The organism is Bradyrhizobium ottawaense (assembly GCF_002278135.3).
Taxonomy (GTDB): domain Bacteria; phylum Pseudomonadota; class Alphaproteobacteria; order Rhizobiales; family Xanthobacteraceae; genus Bradyrhizobium; species Bradyrhizobium ottawaense.
Genome location: NZ_CP029425.2, coordinates 1,460,500 through 1,477,640, shown reverse-complemented (window position 1 = coordinate 1,477,640; position 17,141 = coordinate 1,460,500). Strand labels below are relative to the sequence as shown.

The window sequence follows — 17,141 nt, the reverse complement described above, 5'->3', positions numbered from 1 at the left end:
GAGCGTCAGGTCACGATCATTTCGGCGCGAAGGCCCGTCATCGGTCGCGGATTCCTGGGAGCATGGAACGAATGCATCAGGCCGCACGCCTGGAGTTCGAGCGCGTGATGGAGGAGTTTGCCCGCTGGCACATTGTGCCCGCGGACGAGCGCTCGCCTGCGCCCGCCTGGTGGTGGGGACCCGCGATGGCAGTGTTCGATGACCGGGAGCCGATGAGCTGCGCATGGTGCGCCGAACTCGGTTTGAACGAGGGCGCGAGCTTCGCCGATGGCGCGCACACGATTCTCGCGCTGTTCGTCGAACAGACATCGCTGACGGGACCGCAGGATTTTCCGAGCAAGGCCGAGGGCGGGGAACACGACGCCCGCGCGTTGCACCCGCAGCCGTCAGACGACAGCGCGTTTCAGCCGTGACGCTGCAGCTTCCATGGCCGCAACGTCCGGCTCCGGCTGGAGCGGCGGGGCGATAGGCAGGACCATCGGCCGCAACAGCGCGGCCATCTGCTTGGCTGGCAGCGGCTTCGAGATCAGGAAGCCCTGCATCTCGTCGCAGCCATGGGTGCGCAGGAACGCCTCCTGCTCGGCATTCTCGACGCCTTCGGCGACGACGGTCATGCCGAGCGCCTTGCCCATGCTGATGATGGCCTGTGCGATCGCCTGGTCTTCCGAATCCTGCGGCAGGTCCCGTACGAAGGAGCGGTCAATCTTGATCGTGTCGATCGGGAAATGCTTCATCAGCGACATCGACGAATAGCCGGTGCCGAAATCGTCGATGGCGAGGCGGATGCCGCGGCTCTGGATGGCATCGAGCACCTTGAGCGCGCGGCCGACATTGCGCATCATCATGCTCTCGGTGACCTCGAGCTGGAGCAGCACCGGCGACATGCCGCTGGCTGCCAGCGCCTCGTCGACGTCCTGCAACAGATGCTCGTCGGCGAACTGCCGCGGCGACAGGTTGACCGCCATCGACAACGGCAACAGGCCGCGGCGCTGCCAGGCCATGGCCTGCGCGCAGGCTTCCCTCAGCACCCAGCGGCCGATCGGCACGATCAGGCCGGTCTCCTCCGCAAGCGGGATGAACTGAGCCGGCGAGATGTTGCCGAGATCGGGATGCGCCCAGCGCAGCAGCGCTTCCACGCCGGTGATCTGGCCGGTCGCCATGTCGACCTTGGGCTGGTAGTTCAGCGAGAACTGCTCGCGCTCCAGCGCGCGGCGCAGCGCGCTCTCCAGCGACAGCCGCTCGATCGACTGCGTCGTCACTTCCTTGGAGAAGAAGCGGTAGCCGTTCTTGCCGTCCTCCTTGGCGAGATACATCGCCATGTCGGCGTTCTTGGTCAGGGTCTGCGCATCGGAGCCGTTGGCCGGATACATCGCGATACCGATCGAGGCCGTGGTGTGGCACTCGTGTCCGGCCAGTTCCATGGGCTCGGCGAGTGCAGCGAGCAGCCCGGTCGCGATGCGCTGGACGTCGTCGATCTCGCCGCACTGGTCGAGGATCACCACGAACTCGTAGCCGCCGAGGCGCGCCACGACGTCGCTTTCCCGCAGCGCACCGCGCAAGCGATTTGCCACTTCGAGCAGGAGCAGGTCGCCGGCTTCATGGCCGAGCGAATCGTTGATGACCTTGAAGCGGTCGAGATCGATGAACAGCACCGCGAAACGGTGATCGTGGCGCTCCGCCGTTTCGATCGCCTCGCGCAAGAGCCCGTTGAAGGTCTCGCGATTCGGAAGGTCGGTCAGGCTGTCATGCGAGGCGAGGTACTCGATCCGCTCGTCCGCCTCGTTCTTCTCGTCGGCGCGATCGAAATTCTCCATCGCAAAGGACACGTTGTCGGCCAGACGCTGCAACAGCTCGACGAACTCGACCGTGAAGGTAGCCGGCTCGGTCGACATGTAGATCATGACGCCGACGGCCTGGTCGTGCACGATGAGCGGAAATGCCGCGCCCGACCGCGCCCCGTCGCCGCGGACAACGGCGTGGAATGCGCTGACGCGATCGTCGTTGAGATAATCGTTGCTGATGCAGGGCTGGCGCGTGCGGAACGCCGTGCCGCTCATCCCGCGTCCTTCGGGACGCTCGGGGTCGATGGAGAGGCGAACGTTGCGCGTGGTGTCGGAAGATGGCCCGGCGCTCGCCACGATCTCCAGCTGGTCGCTGTCGGCCCTGGCCAGCGCGATCGTGGTCGAGGTGAACTTGGCGCCGTTCGATGCGGCAAGGCAGACGAGCTCGAACAGCTCGGCGCGCGACTTCGCCCGCATGATCGCTTCGTTGGTCGCGCTCAGAGCCGCGAACATGCGCGTCAGGCGCTCCTTCTGGGCATCGGTCCGGACCTTCTCCTCGGCGCGGTCGAAATTGTCGAGCGCGAAGGAGACGTTCTCGGCAAGGCGCCCGAGCAGTTCGACCAGATCGGGCGTGAATGTGTCCTCCTCGGGCGCGAGGAAAAGCAGGATGCCGATCGGCTCCTGGCCCGCCTTTAGAAGCGGGAAGCTGGCGGCGGCCCGCGTTCCGTCCTCGATCGCCTTCGCCCGCCAGTATGCCGACCGCGGCTCGTTCAGATAGTCGTTCATGACGCTGGGCCGGCGGGTCCGGAGCGAGGTGCCGATGATCCCCTCGCCTTCGGGATGGTCGACGGAAATGCTGCAGGTCCGTCCAACCATTTGCTGCTGCAGTCGCCCCTTCACCGCGACGACGCGAACGAGCTCGTTTTCCGCGTCGATGATCCCGATCGTTGCCGACGCGAACACGTCGCCGAGAATAGCTGCCTGGCACGCGGCCTCGAACAGGTCCTCGCGCGTCTTGGCGCGCATGATCGCTTCATTGGTTGCGCTGAGCGCTTCGAACATTCCGCTCAGGCGATTGCGCTGCTTGTCCACCTGCGCCTTCTCCTCGGCGCGATCGAAGCCTTCCAGTGCGAAGGCGACGTTGGCCTGGAGCTTGCGCAGCAATTCGACGAATTCGGGTGTGAACGTGCCGCACTCCGGAGAGTTGAACAGGAACACGCCTTCGACACGGTCGCCGTTGAAGAGCGGCAACGCCGCGGAGGACGCGATCCCGTTGCGGCGGGCGCTGGCGTGCCACGGCGCGATGCGCTCGTCGGCGAGCACGTCGTTGCTGACGGCGGGCTGGCGCGTGCGGAACGCGATGCCGGTCAATCCGCGCCCTTCCGGCACCTCCTCGGAGATCGAGAATTTGAAGTTGCGAACCTGATCGGCGTTAGGTCCGTAACAGGCGACGACGCGCAGCAGCCCGGCGTGAGGGTCGACCAGTGCGATGTTGGCCGAAGTGAACTTGGCGCCCTTCGCCGTCGCCTCGCAAACGAGGTCGAACAGATCGGCGCGCGACCGCGCCCGCAGGATCGCCTCGTTGGTGGCGCTTAGCGCCGCATACATGCGTGCGAGCCGTTCCTCTTCGGCGGCGATTTTGGCCTTCTCGGACTCGCGGCCAAAATTATCGATCGCGAACGAGACGTTCTCCGCCATACGCAGCAGGAGCGCGACGATCTCCTCGTCCTTGGCCCAGGAGCGGCTGATGAAGAACAAGAGCACGCCGACACTTTCACCGTGCCTGATCAGCGGCGCGACCACGCAGGCGGCAACGCCAGTGTTGACGTTGGCCTGCTCCCACGGCGAGCCTCTGGTGCGGCTGGCGAGATCGTCCTCGACGATGGCCTTCTGCGTCCGGAACACCTCGCCGGATATTCCCTTGCCGTAGGGATTCTCCGGATCGATCGAATAGCGCGCCTGGGTGATCAGTGCGAGGTTCTGGCCGGTGGACGCGACCGGACTCATCCAATGCGAATCCGTTTCGCGGAGCAACACGATCGTCGCCAGCGATTTGCCCCCGTGAACGGAGGCGTCACACACGAGCTGATAGAGCTCCTGCTCGGTTTTGGCGCGCAGGATGGCTTCGTTGGTGGCGCTGATGGCGCCGAACATGCGGTTGAGCCGCCGCGTCGCCCGTTCGCTGGTCTGCCGCGCGGTTTCGCGCGCGAAATTGTCCAGCACATAGGAAATGTTGGCCGACATGCGCCCGAACAGCGACACCATCTGCTCGTTCAGCGAGCCGGCTTCGCGGCGGGTCACGTAGAGCACGCCGACACTCTTGCCGTTGCAGAGCAGCGGCAGCGCCGCAGCCGCGCCAATGGCGGCCGAAGCGGCACCCGCGCGCCACGCCAGCGAACGGGGGTCGTTCAGATAATCGTTGCTGACGCACAGCTTCTGATCTCGAAATGCCTCGCCGCCGACGCCCGAGCCTTCGGGTGTGCCGGCAACCGTCGTGATCTCGATCGAGCGCAGCCGCGCAACGTCGTCGCCACAGCCGGCCGCAAAATGGAGTCGCCGGTCGTCCGGTCCGACCAGAAACACGGCGACAGCCAAGAAATCCCCGCTCGAAAACCCGGCGTCGCAGACCTTCTGGTACAGCTCGTCCGGCGACTTCGCATAGAGCATCGCTTCGTTGATGGCGCTCAACGCCGCAAAGGTGCGCGCGAGTGTCGTCGGCACGATCTCAGCTCCCGGGCATTTCTGCCTATTTCTCCCGGGTGCCTTTATGAGGGGCCATCGCCTAAGTGGTCGTTATTGCGCGCTGCAAACAATCGATCAAAGTGAACGAGCTGCGAACGACCCGGGGTAAACTATCGAAAATACCGCCGCACGGGACGAATCCTCAGCAGGAGGCGCGATCTCTTTACGAATTTGCAGCCCTGTATTGGTTTACGGGAGATTGATATCACAGCCGCGCTTTGAGACGATGGCCCCCAACAATCAGTGCCCGCCAAGGGCAAAGACCCCGGGGAAACGCCATGCCGATCGTCACGGCCGATCGCCTCACGCGCGTCAGCGCTGCCCTGCTCCGCGCCGCCGGAGCCTCCGAGGAAGAAGCCGACGCCGTCGCGATCGGCTGCGTCAACGCCAATCTCGCCGGCCATGATTCCCACGGCGTGATCGCCGTTCCCACCTATATCGACCGCATCAAGGCCGGCCACATCGTTCCCGGCGCCAAATGGACCGTCATCCAGGAATCGCCGACCACGACCGTGATCGACGGCCATTGGGGCTTTGGTTTCCACGTCAACGCCAAGGCGATGGCGCTGACGATCGAGAAGGCAAGGACGGCGAATGTCGCTGCCTGCACCGTGTTCCGGCAAAGCCATGTCGGCCGCCTCGCCGCCTACCCCTTGATGGCGATGCGCGCAGGCATGATCGGGATTGCCACGGCGGATTCCGGCCGCTCGCCGAAGCACGTCGCCCCGTTTGGAGGCAAGGAGGCGCGGCTCGGAACCAACCCGATCTCGATCGCGGTGCCGTCCGATCTCGATGCGCCGTTCTATCTGGATATGGCGACTTCAGCTGTCGCAGCCGGCAAGATCCAGCTCGCGGTCGCCCGCGGCGAGGAGATTCCGACGGGCTGGATCATCGATGCCGAGGGACGGCACACCACCGATCCGACCCAATACCGCAAGGGCGGCGCGCTGCTGCCGCTCGGCGGCACCGAGGGCTACAAAGGCAGCGGCCTCGCCGCCATGGTCGAGGTGCTGTGCGGCCTGCTCACCGGCCTCGGCTTCGGCGTCGAGCCTACGGGGCGGCACAATGACGGATGCTTCATGGCGGTGTTCAATGTCGCCGCATTCCGCCCGCTGCAGGAGTTCAAACGCGAGGTCGCCGAGTTCGCGCGCTATCTGAAATCGACGCCGCCGTCCGAGGGCAGCAAAGGCGTCTACTATCCCGGCGAGATCGAGGGCCTGCGCGAGCAGCAGCGTCTGCGCGACGGCATCGAGATCGAGGATGCCACCTGGGAAAAGCTGCGCGCGCTGGCGCGGGAATACCGGCTCGACACCGTCCTCGATCTGGCCTGACGGCATCAGGAGAACAGCAGCATGAATCGACAGATGGTCCTGGTCGGCTTCCTCCAGGCGCAGAACTGCACCAACCTGCCGAGCTCCTGGCGGCATCCGGATTCGCGCGACGATTCGATGTCGGCGGACTACTATCAGGAGATCGGCAGGATTCTCGAAGCCGGCAAGTTCCACATGGCCTTCTTCGACGACCGCCTGGCGATGCCGGACCGCTACGGCAACGACCACGCCCATACCGTCGAATACGGCATCCGCTGCGTGAAGATGGATCCGCTGATCGTGCTGACCACGATGGGCATGGTCACTGAGAGGCTCGGGCTGGGAGCAACCTGCTCGACCACCTATTACGAGCCGTTCGACGTCGCCCGCCGCTTCGCAACGCTCGACCTCATGTCGGGCGGACGCGCCGGCTGGAACGTCGTGACCTCGCTCAATGACGGCGAGGCCCTCAACATGGGGCGCGACTCCCATCCCGAACATGATTCCCGCTACGACAAGGCCGACGAATTCATGGAGGTGGTGCTTGGCCATTGGGACACATGGGAAGACGGCGCGCTGATCATGGACAAGAAGACCGGCCGCTTTGCCGATCCGACCAAGGTGAAGCGGCTCGACCACAAGGGCGCGGCGTTCAGGTCACGCGGGCCGTTCACCGTGCCGCGCTCGCAGCAGGGCCACCCCGTGATCATCCAGGCCGGCGCATCCGGCCGTGGCCAGCGCTTTGCCGGGCGATGGGGCGAGGTGATCTTCACCGCCGCGCGCAATCTTCAGGGCGCCAAGGACGGCTACGCAGCCGTGCGCAACGAGGCCGCCAAGGCCGGCCGCGATCCCGACCAGATGTTCCTCTGCAATCTGACGACGCCGGTCTGCGCGGCGACCAAGGCCGAGGCCGAGGACAAGATGGCGCTGATCAACAAGCTGCCGCTCCAGATCGACGCGCTGTCGCTGCTTGCCGAAGCACTCAACTACGACTTCGCCTCCAAGGATCTCGATGAGCCGCTGACCACTGACGAGCTGAAGAGCATGCAGGGCATTCTGGGCATCCGCGACGGCGTGCTGAAGAATTCCGGCAAGAGCAATCCGAGCGCGCGCGACTTCGTCACCTTCTCCGGCCGCGGCCAGGTGCAGGACGCCATGGTCGGCGGCCCCAAGGAGATCGCGGACAGGCTCGAGGAAATGTTCGTCGAGCGCGGCTGCGACGGCTTTGTCATCGCGGCGACCTATGTGCCCGGCTCCTACGCCGATTTCGTGCAGCATGTCGTCCCGGAGCTGCAACGCCGGGGCCTGTTCCAGAAAGACTATCGCGGCAAGACGCTGCGCGAAAATCTCGGGCTGAAGCGGCCCGCCGCCGGCGCCTGGAAGGTGCCGCCGCGCGATGCCGCGGAATGATGGCGGGTACACAACATGCGCTGGCTGAAGTTCACTGAGACAGGCAAGACATCGTGGGGAATCATCGAGGGCGACAAGGTCATCACAGTCGACGGCGATCCCTTCGGTGAATGGCAGCGCACCTCGCGCACGCATTCGCTGCCGCAGGTCAAGATCGAGCTGCCGCTGATCCCGCGCACCTTTTATTGCGTCGGCCTCAACTATCTGAAGCATCTGAAGGAGGCCGCCGACAAGCGTGGCGAAGTGCCGGCCGTGCCTGATCGCCCCGAGATCGGTTATCGCGCGCAGAACGCGCTGATCGCACATGACGAGGAGGTCGTGATCCCGTCTTTCGCGACGGAGAAAATCCATTACGAGGGCGAGCTCGTCGTCGTCATCGGCAAGAAAGTGAAACATCTCACCGAAGACACCGCGATGGATTGCGTGTTCGGCTACACCATCGGCAACGACGTCAGCGAGCGCAGCTGGCAGAAGGCCGACCGCAGCCTGTGGCGCTCGAAGAACGCCGACACGTTCAAGCCGATGGGGCCGTGGATCGAGACCGAGGCCGATCTCGAACAGATGGAAACGATCGTCCGGGTCAACGGCAAGGAGACCAACCGCTTCGCTACCGGCGACATGATCTTTGGCGTGGTGCCGTTCCTGGTCGAACTGACCAAGTATTTTACCTTGTGGCCCGGCGACGTGATCTGGATGGGCACGGACGGTGCCTCGCCCGACATCAAGCACGGCGACGTCGTGGAGATCGACATCACCGGTGTCGGGACGTTGCGGAACAGGTTTGTGCGGGAGGGGCAATAGCAGCCCCGTAGCACCGGTGCCGTAGGGTGGGCAAAGCGACTCGTCCGCCATAGCTCGAAGAGCGACGGCGGAAGCGTGCCCACCACCTCTCTCGATCATGGAGGGATCGTGGGCACGGCGCTATGCGCCTTTGCCCACCCTCCGGCACCTCCCGCATGTCAAAACGGCAGCGCCACGCTCGACTTGATCTCCTTCAACACCACGTTGCTGCGGACATAGCGGATGCCGGGAATGCGGAACATGAACTCGTCGAGGAATCTGTTGTAGGCGGCCATGTCCTGCACGACGACGCGCAAATGATAATCGGCATCGCCCGTGGTCGCAAAGCACTCCAGCACCTCGCGGCGTTTGGTTACCCGCGCGACGAACTCGTCGACGAACTTCGCGTCGTGCCGTTCCAGCGAGACGTGGAGAATGGCCGACATCGCAAAGCCCGCCAGCTCGCGCGCGACCAGCGCCGCGTAACCCTGGATGATGCCGGCCTCCTCCAGCGCGCGCACCCGGCGCCAGCAGGCCGACGTGGACATGCCGACCTCGTCCGCCAGTTGCTGGTTGGTGGCACGGCCATCCTTCTGGAGATGAGCGAGAATCCGCGCGTCCTGGTCTTCGATCATCGATCGACCCAATTCGGTTTATTCTACCGCATGATAGCCTAGTTCGGGATAACTTACCAGAATCTGGTTGCAGCTGGGAAAGATAGGTAAGACCTACCAACCATCAGGGCCTACCCTCCGCTCATTCGGCAAGGATGCCGCGGGAGGTCCGCATGGACGCCTTTCCGTCACTCGACCCCTACGAACTCTCCGATCGCTACGATCGCGAACACGGCCGCGTCTTCCTCACGGGCACACAGGCCATCGTCCGCATCGCGCTCGATCAAGTCAGGCGCGATCGGGCCAGCGGCCTCAACACGGCCGGCTTCATCTCGGGCTATCGCGGCTCGCCGCTCGGCGGCATCGACCTCGAGCTCTGGCGCATCCAGGAGCGGTTGAAGCGGGACCGTGTCGAATTCCTCCCCGCCGTCAACGAGGACCTCGCCGCGACCGCGGTGCTCGGCTCGCAGCAGGTCGAGACGCAAGGAGATCGCGAGGTCGATGGCGTGTTCGGCCTCTGGTACGGCAAGGGCCCGGGCGTCGATCGCTCCGGCGATGCGCTGAAGCACGGCAACGCCTACGGCTCCTCGCCGCATGGCGGCGTGCTGGTGGTCGCCGGCGACGACCATGGCTGCGTCTCCTCCTCGATGCCGCACCAGTCCGACGTCGCCTTCATGAGCTGGTTCATGCCGACGCTGCATCCCGCGAGCGTCAGCGAATACCTCGCGTTCGGCGAATATGGCTATGCGCTGAGTCGCTTCTCCGGCATGTGGGTCGGCTTCAAGGCGATCTCGGAGATCGTCGAGTCGGGTGCGTCCGTCGCGCTACAGCCGCCCCGCCACTTCCGCACGCCCGACTTCACGCCGCCGCCTGATGGATTGCACTACCGCTGGCCCGATTTGCCGGGCCCGCAGATCGAGGAGCGGCTGGAGGCGAAGAAGCACGCGGTCTACGCCTTCGCCAAGGCCAATCCGATCGACCGTCACATCTACGACATCCCCAGCGCCACCTACGGCATCGTCACCACGGGCAAGGCCCATCTCGACCTGATGGAGGCGCTGCGGCTAATGGGGCTCAATGAGGCCGCCTGCCGCAGCATCGGCATCGACGTCTACAAGGTCGGCATGGTCTGGCCGCTGGCGCTGCATGACGCCATGGACTTCGTGAAAGGCAAGCGCGAGATCCTCGTGGTCGAGGAGAAGCGCGGCATCATCGAGAGCCAGTTCAAGGAATATTTTTACGACTATCCTGGCAGCAAGCCGGAGCGCATGGTCGGCAAGCACGATGAAACCGGGGCAAGGCTGATCTCCTGGATCGGCGAATTGTCGCCTCGCGCGCTCGCAGGCGTGCTGGCGCGCCGGCTCGATCCGATGTTTCCAGGCCTCAATCTCGCCGCACGCGCGGCCGCCCTGATGCCAGAGGCCGCACGCACCATCAACGTCGCTGGCGCAACGCGCACGCCGTATTTCTGCTCGGGTTGCCCGCACAACACATCAACAAAGGTACCTGAAGGCTCCAAGGCGCTGGCCGGCATCGGTTGTCACTTCATGGCAAGCTGGATGGACCGCGAGACCTCGTCGCTGATCCAGATGGGCGGTGAAGGCGTTAACTGGGCGGCTTCGTCACGCTTCACTGGCCACAAGCACATCTTTCAGAACCTCGGCGAAGGCACCTATTACCACTCCGGCTCGATGGCGATCCGGCAGGCGATCGCCGCCAAGGCCAATATCACCTACAAGATCCTGTTCAACGATGCCGTCGCAATGACCGGCGGCCAGCCGGTCGACGGTCCCATCAGCGTTCATGCCATTGCCCACAGCGTCCGCGCCGAAGGTGTGGCGCGCATCGCGCTGGTGTCGGATGATCCCGCACAGTTCTCGCCTGCCGACCTGCCGGCCGGCGTCACCCTTCATCCGCGCGAGGAGATGGATGCCGTGCAGCGCGAGCTGCGCAATATCTCCGGCGTCTCGGTCCTGATCTATCAACAGACCTGCGCCACGGAGAAGCGACGCCGGCGCAAGCGCGGGCAGATGGCCGACCCCAAGCGTTTCGCCTATATCAACGATCTCGTCTGCGAGGGCTGCGGCGACTGCTCGGTGGAATCCAACTGCCTCAGCGTCGAGCCGAAGGAGACGCCGTTCGGCCGCAAGCGCCAGATCAATCTGTCAGCCTGCAACAAGGATTTTTCCTGCCTCAACGGTTTCTGCCCGAGTTTTGTGACCGTCGAAGGCGCGACGCGCCGGAAGAAGGGCGCGAGCCAGATCGACGCGGTTGGTCGGGCCGCCACACTTCCGTTGCCCGCGACGGCAACGCTCGACCGTCCCTACGATCTGCTCATCACCGGCGTCGGCGGCACCGGCGTGATTACTGTCGGCGCGCTGATCGGCATGGCCGCGCACCTCGAACGCCGCGGCGTCTCGGTGCTGGACTTCACCGGCTTTGCGCAGAAGTTCGGGCCCGTGCTGAGCTACATCCGCCTCGCCGCGAGCCCCGCGGCTCTGCATCAGGTCCGTATCGACCAGGGCGCAGCCGATGCGCTGATCGGCTGCGACCTCGTGGTGAGCTCCTCGCCAAAAGCCTCAGGCACCTACCACCGCGGCACGCGCGCCGCGGTCAACACCGCGGAGATGCCGACCGGTGACGTGGTCCGCTTTCGCGACGCCGATCTCGCCTCCCCCGCGCGCCTGCGTGCCATTGGCCAAGTCATCGGCGAGAGCGATCTCAGTACCATCAACGCCAACGCACTGGCGGAACGGCTGCTTGGCGATGCCGTCTATGCCAACATCATCATGCTGGGCTTTGCCTGGCAGCGCGGACTGGTGCCGATTTCGCTGCAAGCGCTGCTGCGCGCAATCGAGCTCAACGGCGTCGCCGTCGAACGCAACAAGCAGGCCTTTGCCTGGGGCCGGATTGCGGCCGCCGATTCGGACTTCTTGCCGAGGGTGGACGATGCGCCCAGGGCCGAGACGCTCGACCAGATGATCGAGCGTCGCGCCGATTTCCTCACCGCCTATCAGGACGACGCCCATGCGGCGCGCTACCGGGCGACCGTCGCAAGGGTCCGCCGCGCCGAAGCTGTCCTGAACAGCGAGGCCCTGACCGAGGCCGTCGCCCGGGCCCTGTTCAAGCTGATGGCCTACAAGGACGAGTATGAGGTGGCGCGCCTGCACATGCAGGGCGGATTCCTCGATGAGCTGAAGCGCGAATTCGAGGATGGCTTCAGAGTCCAATATCACCTCGCCCCGCCCTTCCTGCCGTCGCGGCGCGACGCACGTGGGCGTCCGCGCAAGCGCGCCTTCGGCCAATGGATCCAGATGCCGCTGGCCATGCTCGCGCGCTTGAAGGGACTACGCGGCACGCCGTTCGATCCATTCGGCTACACCTGGGAAAGGCGCACCGAGCGCGAACTGATCGCCTGGTACGAAGGCTTGATCGAGCGGATGCTCGGCGGGCTCGATGCGGCGCATCTGCCAGGTCTCGTCGCAATCGCAACAGCGCCGATGGAAATCCGCGGCTACGGCCCGGTCAAGGACGCCGCGATCGGGAAGGTGAAGGCCGACGTCGAGCGACTGCTCACCGAACTCGACACACCGTCGCCGGCGAGGATGCACGCCACCGGTTGACGCCGGCTGCTCCCAATCGGCATGGTTCTGGACAACGCGTTCAGACGATTGCCGCCGCCACGCTGATGGAATCGTAGGGTGGGCAAAGCGAAGCGTGCCCACCTCTTTTCGAATTCATGGAGATGGTGGGCACGGCGCGTTGCGCCTTTGCCCACCCTACGGCACTGCCGACGTCGCTCATGAATACGGATTGATCAGCTTTTGCTGCTCGGCGCTGTGGTGCGCGAGCAGGTCGATGAAGGTCCTGACCTTCGCCGACAGATGATGACGATGCGGATAGACCGCGTTCATGGACAGCTCGATCGTCCGATATTCCGGCAAGAGGCGCACGAGGCGACCGGCTTCGAGGTCGTCCTGAATGAGAAATCCCGCCATCAGACAGATTGCGGCCCCCTCCAGTGCGACCTTGCGCAGCGCTTCCCCGCTATTGGTGACGAAGCTGCCCGAGATGCGTACGGAGGCCGGTGCGCCTTTGCGATCCAGGAAGCGCCATTCATCGCCAAACGGATAGTTCAGGTGCCGGCCACAATTATGCGCGGCGAGCTCGTCGAGCTTCTGCACCCGGCCGTGCTTCTCGAGATAATCGTGCGAGCAGCACAGCACGTGACGCCAGGTGGCGAGGCTGCGGACGATCAGGCTTGAATCCGGCGGCGAGGTCATGCGCAAGGCGACGTCGTAGCCTTCCTCGATGAGATCGACGTCACCTTCGCCCATGCGCAGATCGATCTTGAGCTCCGAATAGGTCGACAGAAGCTTTGCCACCACAGGCGCGACGAACTGCACCATATGCGTGGCGACGTGGATGCGCAGCGTGCCGCGGGGCACCGACTGCAATTCGCCGGCGATATCGTCGGCCTGTTCGATGTCGGCGAGGATCTGGACGCAGCGGTCGTAATAGGCCTTGCCGATCTCGGTGAGGTTGACCTTGCGCGTGGTCCGCTGAAGCAGCCTCACCCCGAGCCGGTCTTCCAGCGCCTGAACGTGATTGCTCACCATGGTGGTCGACATGTTGAGCTTGCGGGCGGCTGCAGAGAAGCCGCCGGTCTCTACGACCCGGCTGAAGACTTCGAGGCTGGTCAATCGATCCATGGCAGCGGATTATCCGCCTTTGATGGATAATCGCAATGAATTCACCCCGATTATCTATCAAAAACTTGGAGTTCGTCCGGCTTGGAGGCTCGGGTCCAGCAGGACGCATACGTTAGCGCAAATCGCTCGACGGGCGCGGCAATCGCTCTGGGGCAGGCGCGGGTCTGGCCCGCTAGACATTACAACCAGCCGGATTATCCAGCCCCGATGGATAATCCTTCCAGCATTTCGCCGATTATCACCCGGCCCAGAAAGACCAATAGTCTCGGTACGCCGATAGGAGACGTCCATGTCCGAGATGCCCCGCGCCGAGATTTTTCAGCAGGCAACTGAAATCACCCCCGATAGCACCAAGCCGCCGCCGACTATCCCGCTCCGGAACAGGGTGCGGCGCGCGGCGCTGGCGCTCGCGCTCCTCGCGGGCACGGCAACCGCTGTCTATTACGGGCACGACTACTGGACCAACGGCCGCTACCTCGAGACAACCGACGACGCCTATGTGAAGGCCGACTCCACGATCATCGCGCCAAAAATCTCCGGCTACATCGCCAAGGTGCTGGTCAGTGACAACGAAAAGGTGAAGGCCGGCCAGGCGCTGGCCAAGATCGACGATCGTGACTTCAAGGCGGCGCTCGACCAGGCCAAAGCCGACGTCGCCGCGGGCGAAGCCTCGGTGCGCAACATCGATGCCCAGCTCGAACTGCAACAGCCGATCATCGAGCAGAGCACGGCGGATGTCACCGCTGCCGACGCCAACCTGAAATTCGCGCAGGAAGAGCGCGCCCGTTACGACGACCTCATGAAGACCGGCTCCGGCACGATCCAGCGCGCGCAGCAGACCGACGCGGCGCTACGCGCGAGCAGCGCGCAATTGCAGCACGCGAAATTCGGCCTGCTGGCCGCGCAGCGCAAGATCGACGTGCTCACCACCCAGCGCGCCCAGGCGGCGGCCCAGCTCGAACGGGCCCGCGCTGTCGCGCAGCAGGCGGCCTTGAACCTGTCCTATACCGAGATCACCGCGCCGGTCGAGGGCACCGTCGGCGCCCGCTCGCTGCGCGTCGGCCAGTACGTGCAAGCCGGCACGCAATTGATGGCGGTGGTGCCGCTCGATGCGGTGTACGTGGTCGCCAACTTCAAGGAGACCCAGCTCACGCATGTGCGGCCGGGTCAGCCGGTCGAGTTGCATGTCGACAGTTTTCGCAATCGAACCCTGCACGGCCATGTCGACAGCCTGTCGCCGGCAAGCGGGCTCGAATTCGCGCTGCTGCCGCCCGACAACGCCACCGGCAATTTCACCAAGATCGTGCAGCGGGTCCCGGTGAAGATCGTGCTCGACGACCACAGCCTCACCGGCCTGCTGCGCCCCGGCATGTCGGCGGTGCCGACGGTCGACACCAAGCAGGCGGTGCTGGCCGAGCGCGAGACGGCGAAGCGCCTCGCCGACAACACGTCCCGCCCGAACGGCGGCTGAAGCCGGAAGGCGTCGGCGGGATTATCAAATCCTGCCGGACGATCCTTCCACAACTTCATCGATGATCGAAACCATTCGCCGAACGCATCCTGTCTCCGTACCCGAGACGAGGCTTCCATGAGCACGCTGCAACCGACCGTCGACGCCGCCGCCAATCTCACCGCCCCCGCAGCTCCGACCACGCCGGCCGTATCCGCAAAAACCTGGGTCGCGGTGATCGGCGCGACGCTCGGCGCCTTCATGGCGGTGCTGAACATCCAGATCGTCAACGCCTCGCTCGCCGACATCCAGGGCGCGATCGGCGCCGGCATCGACGACGGCGGCTGGATCTCGACCTCCTACCTGATCGCCGAAATCGTGGTGATCCCGCTCTCCGGCTGGCTGGCGCAGGTGTTCTCGATCCGGATTTACCTTCTGACCAACGCGGTCCTGTTCCTGGTTCTCTCGGCGGCTTGCGCACTGGCGCAGGATATTTGCCGCAGATGATCGTGCTGCGCGCCGTGCAGGGATTTACCGGCGGTGTCCTGATTCCCATGGCGTTCACGCTGATCATCACGCTGCTGCCGCGCGCAAAACAGCCGGTCGGCCTTGCGCTGTTCGCGCTGTCGGCGACGTTCGCGCCGGCGATCGGCCCGACCATCGGCGGCTATCTCACCGAGAATTTCGGCTGGGAGTACATCTTCTACGTCAACCTCGTCCCCGGCGCGGTGATGGTCGGCATGCTCTGGTACGCTCTCGAGCCCAAGCCGATGAAGCTGGCGCTGCTGCGCGACGGCGACTGGGCCGGCATCGTCACCATGGCGATCGGGCTATCGGCGCTCCAGACCGTGCTGGAGGAAGGCAACAAGGACGACTGGTTCGGCTCGACCTTCATCGTCAGGCTGTCAGTGATCGCGGCCGTCGCGCTGACCGCCTTCCTGATCATCGAGCTCACGGTGAAGAAGCCGCTCCTCAACCTGCGCCTGCTCGTCCGCCGCAATTTCGGCTTCGGCATGCTCGCGAATTTCCTGCTCGGCATCGCGCTGTACGGCTCGGTCTTCATCCTGCCGCAATATCTGTCGCGCATCCAGGGCTACAATTCCGAGCAGATCGGCATGGTGCTGGCATGGACTGGATTGCCGCAACTCCTGCTGATTCCGCTGGTGCCGCGCCTGATGCAGAAGTTCGATGCGCGGATCATCATCGGCATCGGCTTCGTGCTGTTCGCGGCTTCCAACTTCATGAACATCTATATGACCAATGATTACGCCGCCGACCAGCTGCTGTGGCCCAACATCGTCCGCGCCATCGGCCAGGCGCTGGTGATGGCGCCGCTGTCGGCGGTCGCCACATCAGGCATCGAGCCGGAGAACGCGGGCTCGGCCTCGGGCCTGTTCAACATGATGCGCAATCTCGGCGGCGCCGTCGGCATCGCACTGCTCCAGACCGTGCTGACCAAGCGCGAGCAGTATCACTCCAACGTGCTGATGCAGTCGGTCTCGGTGTTCGAGCAGGCCACCCGCACACGGCTGGAACAGCTCACGCAATATTTCGTCAATCATGGCATCCTCGACCGTGCGGATGCGGCGCATCGCGCCTATGTCGCGATTGGCCATATCGTGCAGAAGCAGGCCTATATCTTCGCCTTCAGCGACACGTTTTATCTGCTCGGCATGGCGCTGATCGTCGCGCTCGCCGCGGTCCTGTTCCTGAAGAAGCCCGGCCAGACCTCAGCCGGTGGTGCCCACTGACTCAACCCAGCCGCAAGGAGAACGACCATGAAACCCCGCATGAACTACTATCAGGCCGCGCCGGACACGATCAAAGCGCTGATGGCGCTGGAGACGCAGATCCAGTCCACGGGGCTCGAGAAATCGCTGATCGAGCTCGTCAAGATCCGGGCGTCACAGATCAACGGCTGCGCCTTTTGCATCAACATGCACACCGAGGACGCGCGCAAGCGCGGCGAGACCGAGCAGCGCATCTACCTGCTCGATGCCTGGCGCGAATCCCCGCTCTACACGGATCGCGAGCGCGCCGCGCTGGCCTGGACGGAATCGGTCACGCTGATCGCGCAGACGCATGCGCCTGATGACGTCTACGGGCAGGTCCGCGCGCAGTTCTCCGAGGAAGAGACGGTGAACCTGACCATGCTGATCGGCGCCATCAACGCCTGGAACAGGATCGCGATCGCGTTCCGCGCGGTTCATCCGGTGAAGGTGAAGGCGTCGGCGGCGTGAAGGGGCGCGCCCCGAGGCAGGTCTCGTAGGGTGGGCAAAGCGACTTGTCCGCCGTAGCTCGTAGAGCGAAGGCGGAAGCGTGCCCACCTTCTGTCAGCTAGA

The 17,141-nt window shown here is 64.5% G+C and carries 10 protein-coding genes and 1 pseudogene; 8 read left to right on the top strand and 3 right to left on the bottom strand.

The window, feature by feature from the left end:
- The first annotated feature begins 71 nt into the window (after positions 1–71).
- A complete protein-coding gene (locus tag CIT37_RS07005; RefSeq protein ID WP_028140057.1) occupies positions 72–413 on the top strand; it encodes a hypothetical protein in 342 nt (113 codons plus the stop codon).
- Here CIT37_RS07005 and CIT37_RS07000 read toward each other — a convergent pair.
- Complete coding sequence (locus CIT37_RS07000) at positions 387–4,502, bottom strand: bifunctional diguanylate cyclase/phosphodiesterase (RefSeq protein ID WP_095424768.1); 4,116 nt, start codon at positions 4,500–4,502, stop codon at positions 387–389. The genes CIT37_RS07005 and CIT37_RS07000 overlap by 27 nt on opposite strands.
- Before the next feature lie 299 nt (positions 4,503–4,801).
- Here CIT37_RS07000 and CIT37_RS06995 point away from each other — a divergent pair, with 299 nt between their 5' ends.
- From CIT37_RS06995 to CIT37_RS06985, 3 genes are read left to right on the top strand one after another with little or no spacing between them, the layout of a single operon-like run.
- Positions 4,802–5,854 (top strand): Ldh family oxidoreductase, encoded by a 1,053-nt coding sequence (locus tag CIT37_RS06995; RefSeq protein ID WP_095424767.1) that lies wholly within the window; start codon positions 4,802–4,804, stop codon positions 5,852–5,854.
- 21 nt (positions 5,855–5,875) lie between these two features.
- On the top strand, positions 5,876–7,243 hold the full coding sequence (locus CIT37_RS06990) for an LLM class flavin-dependent oxidoreductase (RefSeq protein ID WP_095424766.1): 1,368 nt from the start codon (positions 5,876–5,878) through the stop codon (positions 7,241–7,243).
- A 15-nt stretch (positions 7,244–7,258) separates the two neighbouring features.
- A complete protein-coding gene (locus tag CIT37_RS06985) occupies positions 7,259–8,044 on the top strand; it encodes a fumarylacetoacetate hydrolase family protein (protein ID WP_038947539.1) in 786 nt (261 codons plus the stop codon).
- Positions 8,045–8,202: 158 nt separating this feature from the next.
- On the opposite strand, the gene CIT37_RS06980 is transcribed toward CIT37_RS06985, so the two are convergent.
- Positions 8,203–8,658, bottom strand: coding sequence for an Lrp/AsnC family transcriptional regulator (locus tag CIT37_RS06980; protein WP_095424765.1), 456 nt, complete (start codon positions 8,656–8,658; stop codon positions 8,203–8,205).
- Positions 8,659–8,810: 152 nt separating this feature from the next.
- Between CIT37_RS06980 and CIT37_RS06975 the strand changes: the two genes are divergently transcribed.
- A complete protein-coding gene (locus CIT37_RS06975; RefSeq protein WP_095424764.1) occupies positions 8,811–12,260 on the top strand; it encodes an indolepyruvate ferredoxin oxidoreductase family protein in 3,450 nt (1,149 codons plus the stop codon).
- A 177-nt stretch (positions 12,261–12,437) separates the two neighbouring features.
- Here CIT37_RS06975 and CIT37_RS06970 read toward each other — a convergent pair whose 3' ends face one another.
- Complete coding sequence (locus CIT37_RS06970) at positions 12,438–13,349, bottom strand: LysR family transcriptional regulator (RefSeq protein WP_028140050.1); 912 nt, start codon at positions 13,347–13,349, stop codon at positions 12,438–12,440.
- A gap of 289 nt (positions 13,350–13,638) precedes the next feature.
- Between CIT37_RS06970 and CIT37_RS06965 the strand changes: the two genes are divergently transcribed.
- The 3 genes and pseudogenes from CIT37_RS06965 to CIT37_RS06955 all read left to right on the top strand — a co-directional run bounded on the left by CIT37_RS06965 (position 13,639) and on the right by CIT37_RS06955 (position 17,039).
- A complete protein-coding gene (locus CIT37_RS06965; protein ID WP_038972850.1) occupies positions 13,639–14,820 on the top strand; it encodes an HlyD family secretion protein in 1,182 nt (393 codons plus the stop codon).
- A gap of 117 nt (positions 14,821–14,937) precedes the next feature.
- Positions 14,938–16,550 (top strand): annotated as a pseudogene (locus CIT37_RS06960) (MDR family MFS transporter).
- 27 nt (positions 16,551–16,577) lie between these two features.
- Positions 16,578–17,039, top strand: coding sequence for a carboxymuconolactone decarboxylase family protein (locus CIT37_RS06955; protein WP_028140047.1), 462 nt, complete (start codon positions 16,578–16,580; stop codon positions 17,037–17,039).
- Positions 17,040–17,141 lie beyond the last annotated feature (102 nt).

Bases quoted from the DNA above. Each gene is read 5' to 3' on its own strand.
- CIT37_RS06995 (WP_095424767.1), top strand. From the start codon at position 4,802: ATGCCGATCGTCACGGCCGATCGCCTCACGCGCGTCAGCGCTGCCCTG.
- CIT37_RS06955 (WP_028140047.1), top strand. From the start codon at position 16,578: ATGAAACCCCGCATGAACTACTATCAGGCCGCGCCGGACACGATCAAA.
- CIT37_RS06980 (WP_095424765.1), bottom strand. From the start codon at position 8,658: ATGATCGAAGACCAGGACGCGCGGATTCTCGCTCATCTCCAGAAGGAT.
- CIT37_RS06970 (WP_028140050.1), bottom strand. From the start codon at position 13,349: ATGGATCGATTGACCAGCCTCGAAGTCTTCAGCCGGGTCGTAGAGACC.
- CIT37_RS06985 (WP_038947539.1), top strand. From the start codon at position 7,259: ATGCGCTGGCTGAAGTTCACTGAGACAGGCAAGACATCGTGGGGAATC.
- CIT37_RS06975 (WP_095424764.1), top strand. From the start codon at position 8,811: ATGGACGCCTTTCCGTCACTCGACCCCTACGAACTCTCCGATCGCTAC.
- CIT37_RS07005 (WP_028140057.1), top strand. From the start codon at position 72: ATGCATCAGGCCGCACGCCTGGAGTTCGAGCGCGTGATGGAGGAGTTT.
- CIT37_RS06990 (WP_095424766.1), top strand. From the start codon at position 5,876: ATGAATCGACAGATGGTCCTGGTCGGCTTCCTCCAGGCGCAGAACTGC.
- CIT37_RS06965 (WP_038972850.1), top strand. From the start codon at position 13,639: ATGTCCGAGATGCCCCGCGCCGAGATTTTTCAGCAGGCAACTGAAATC.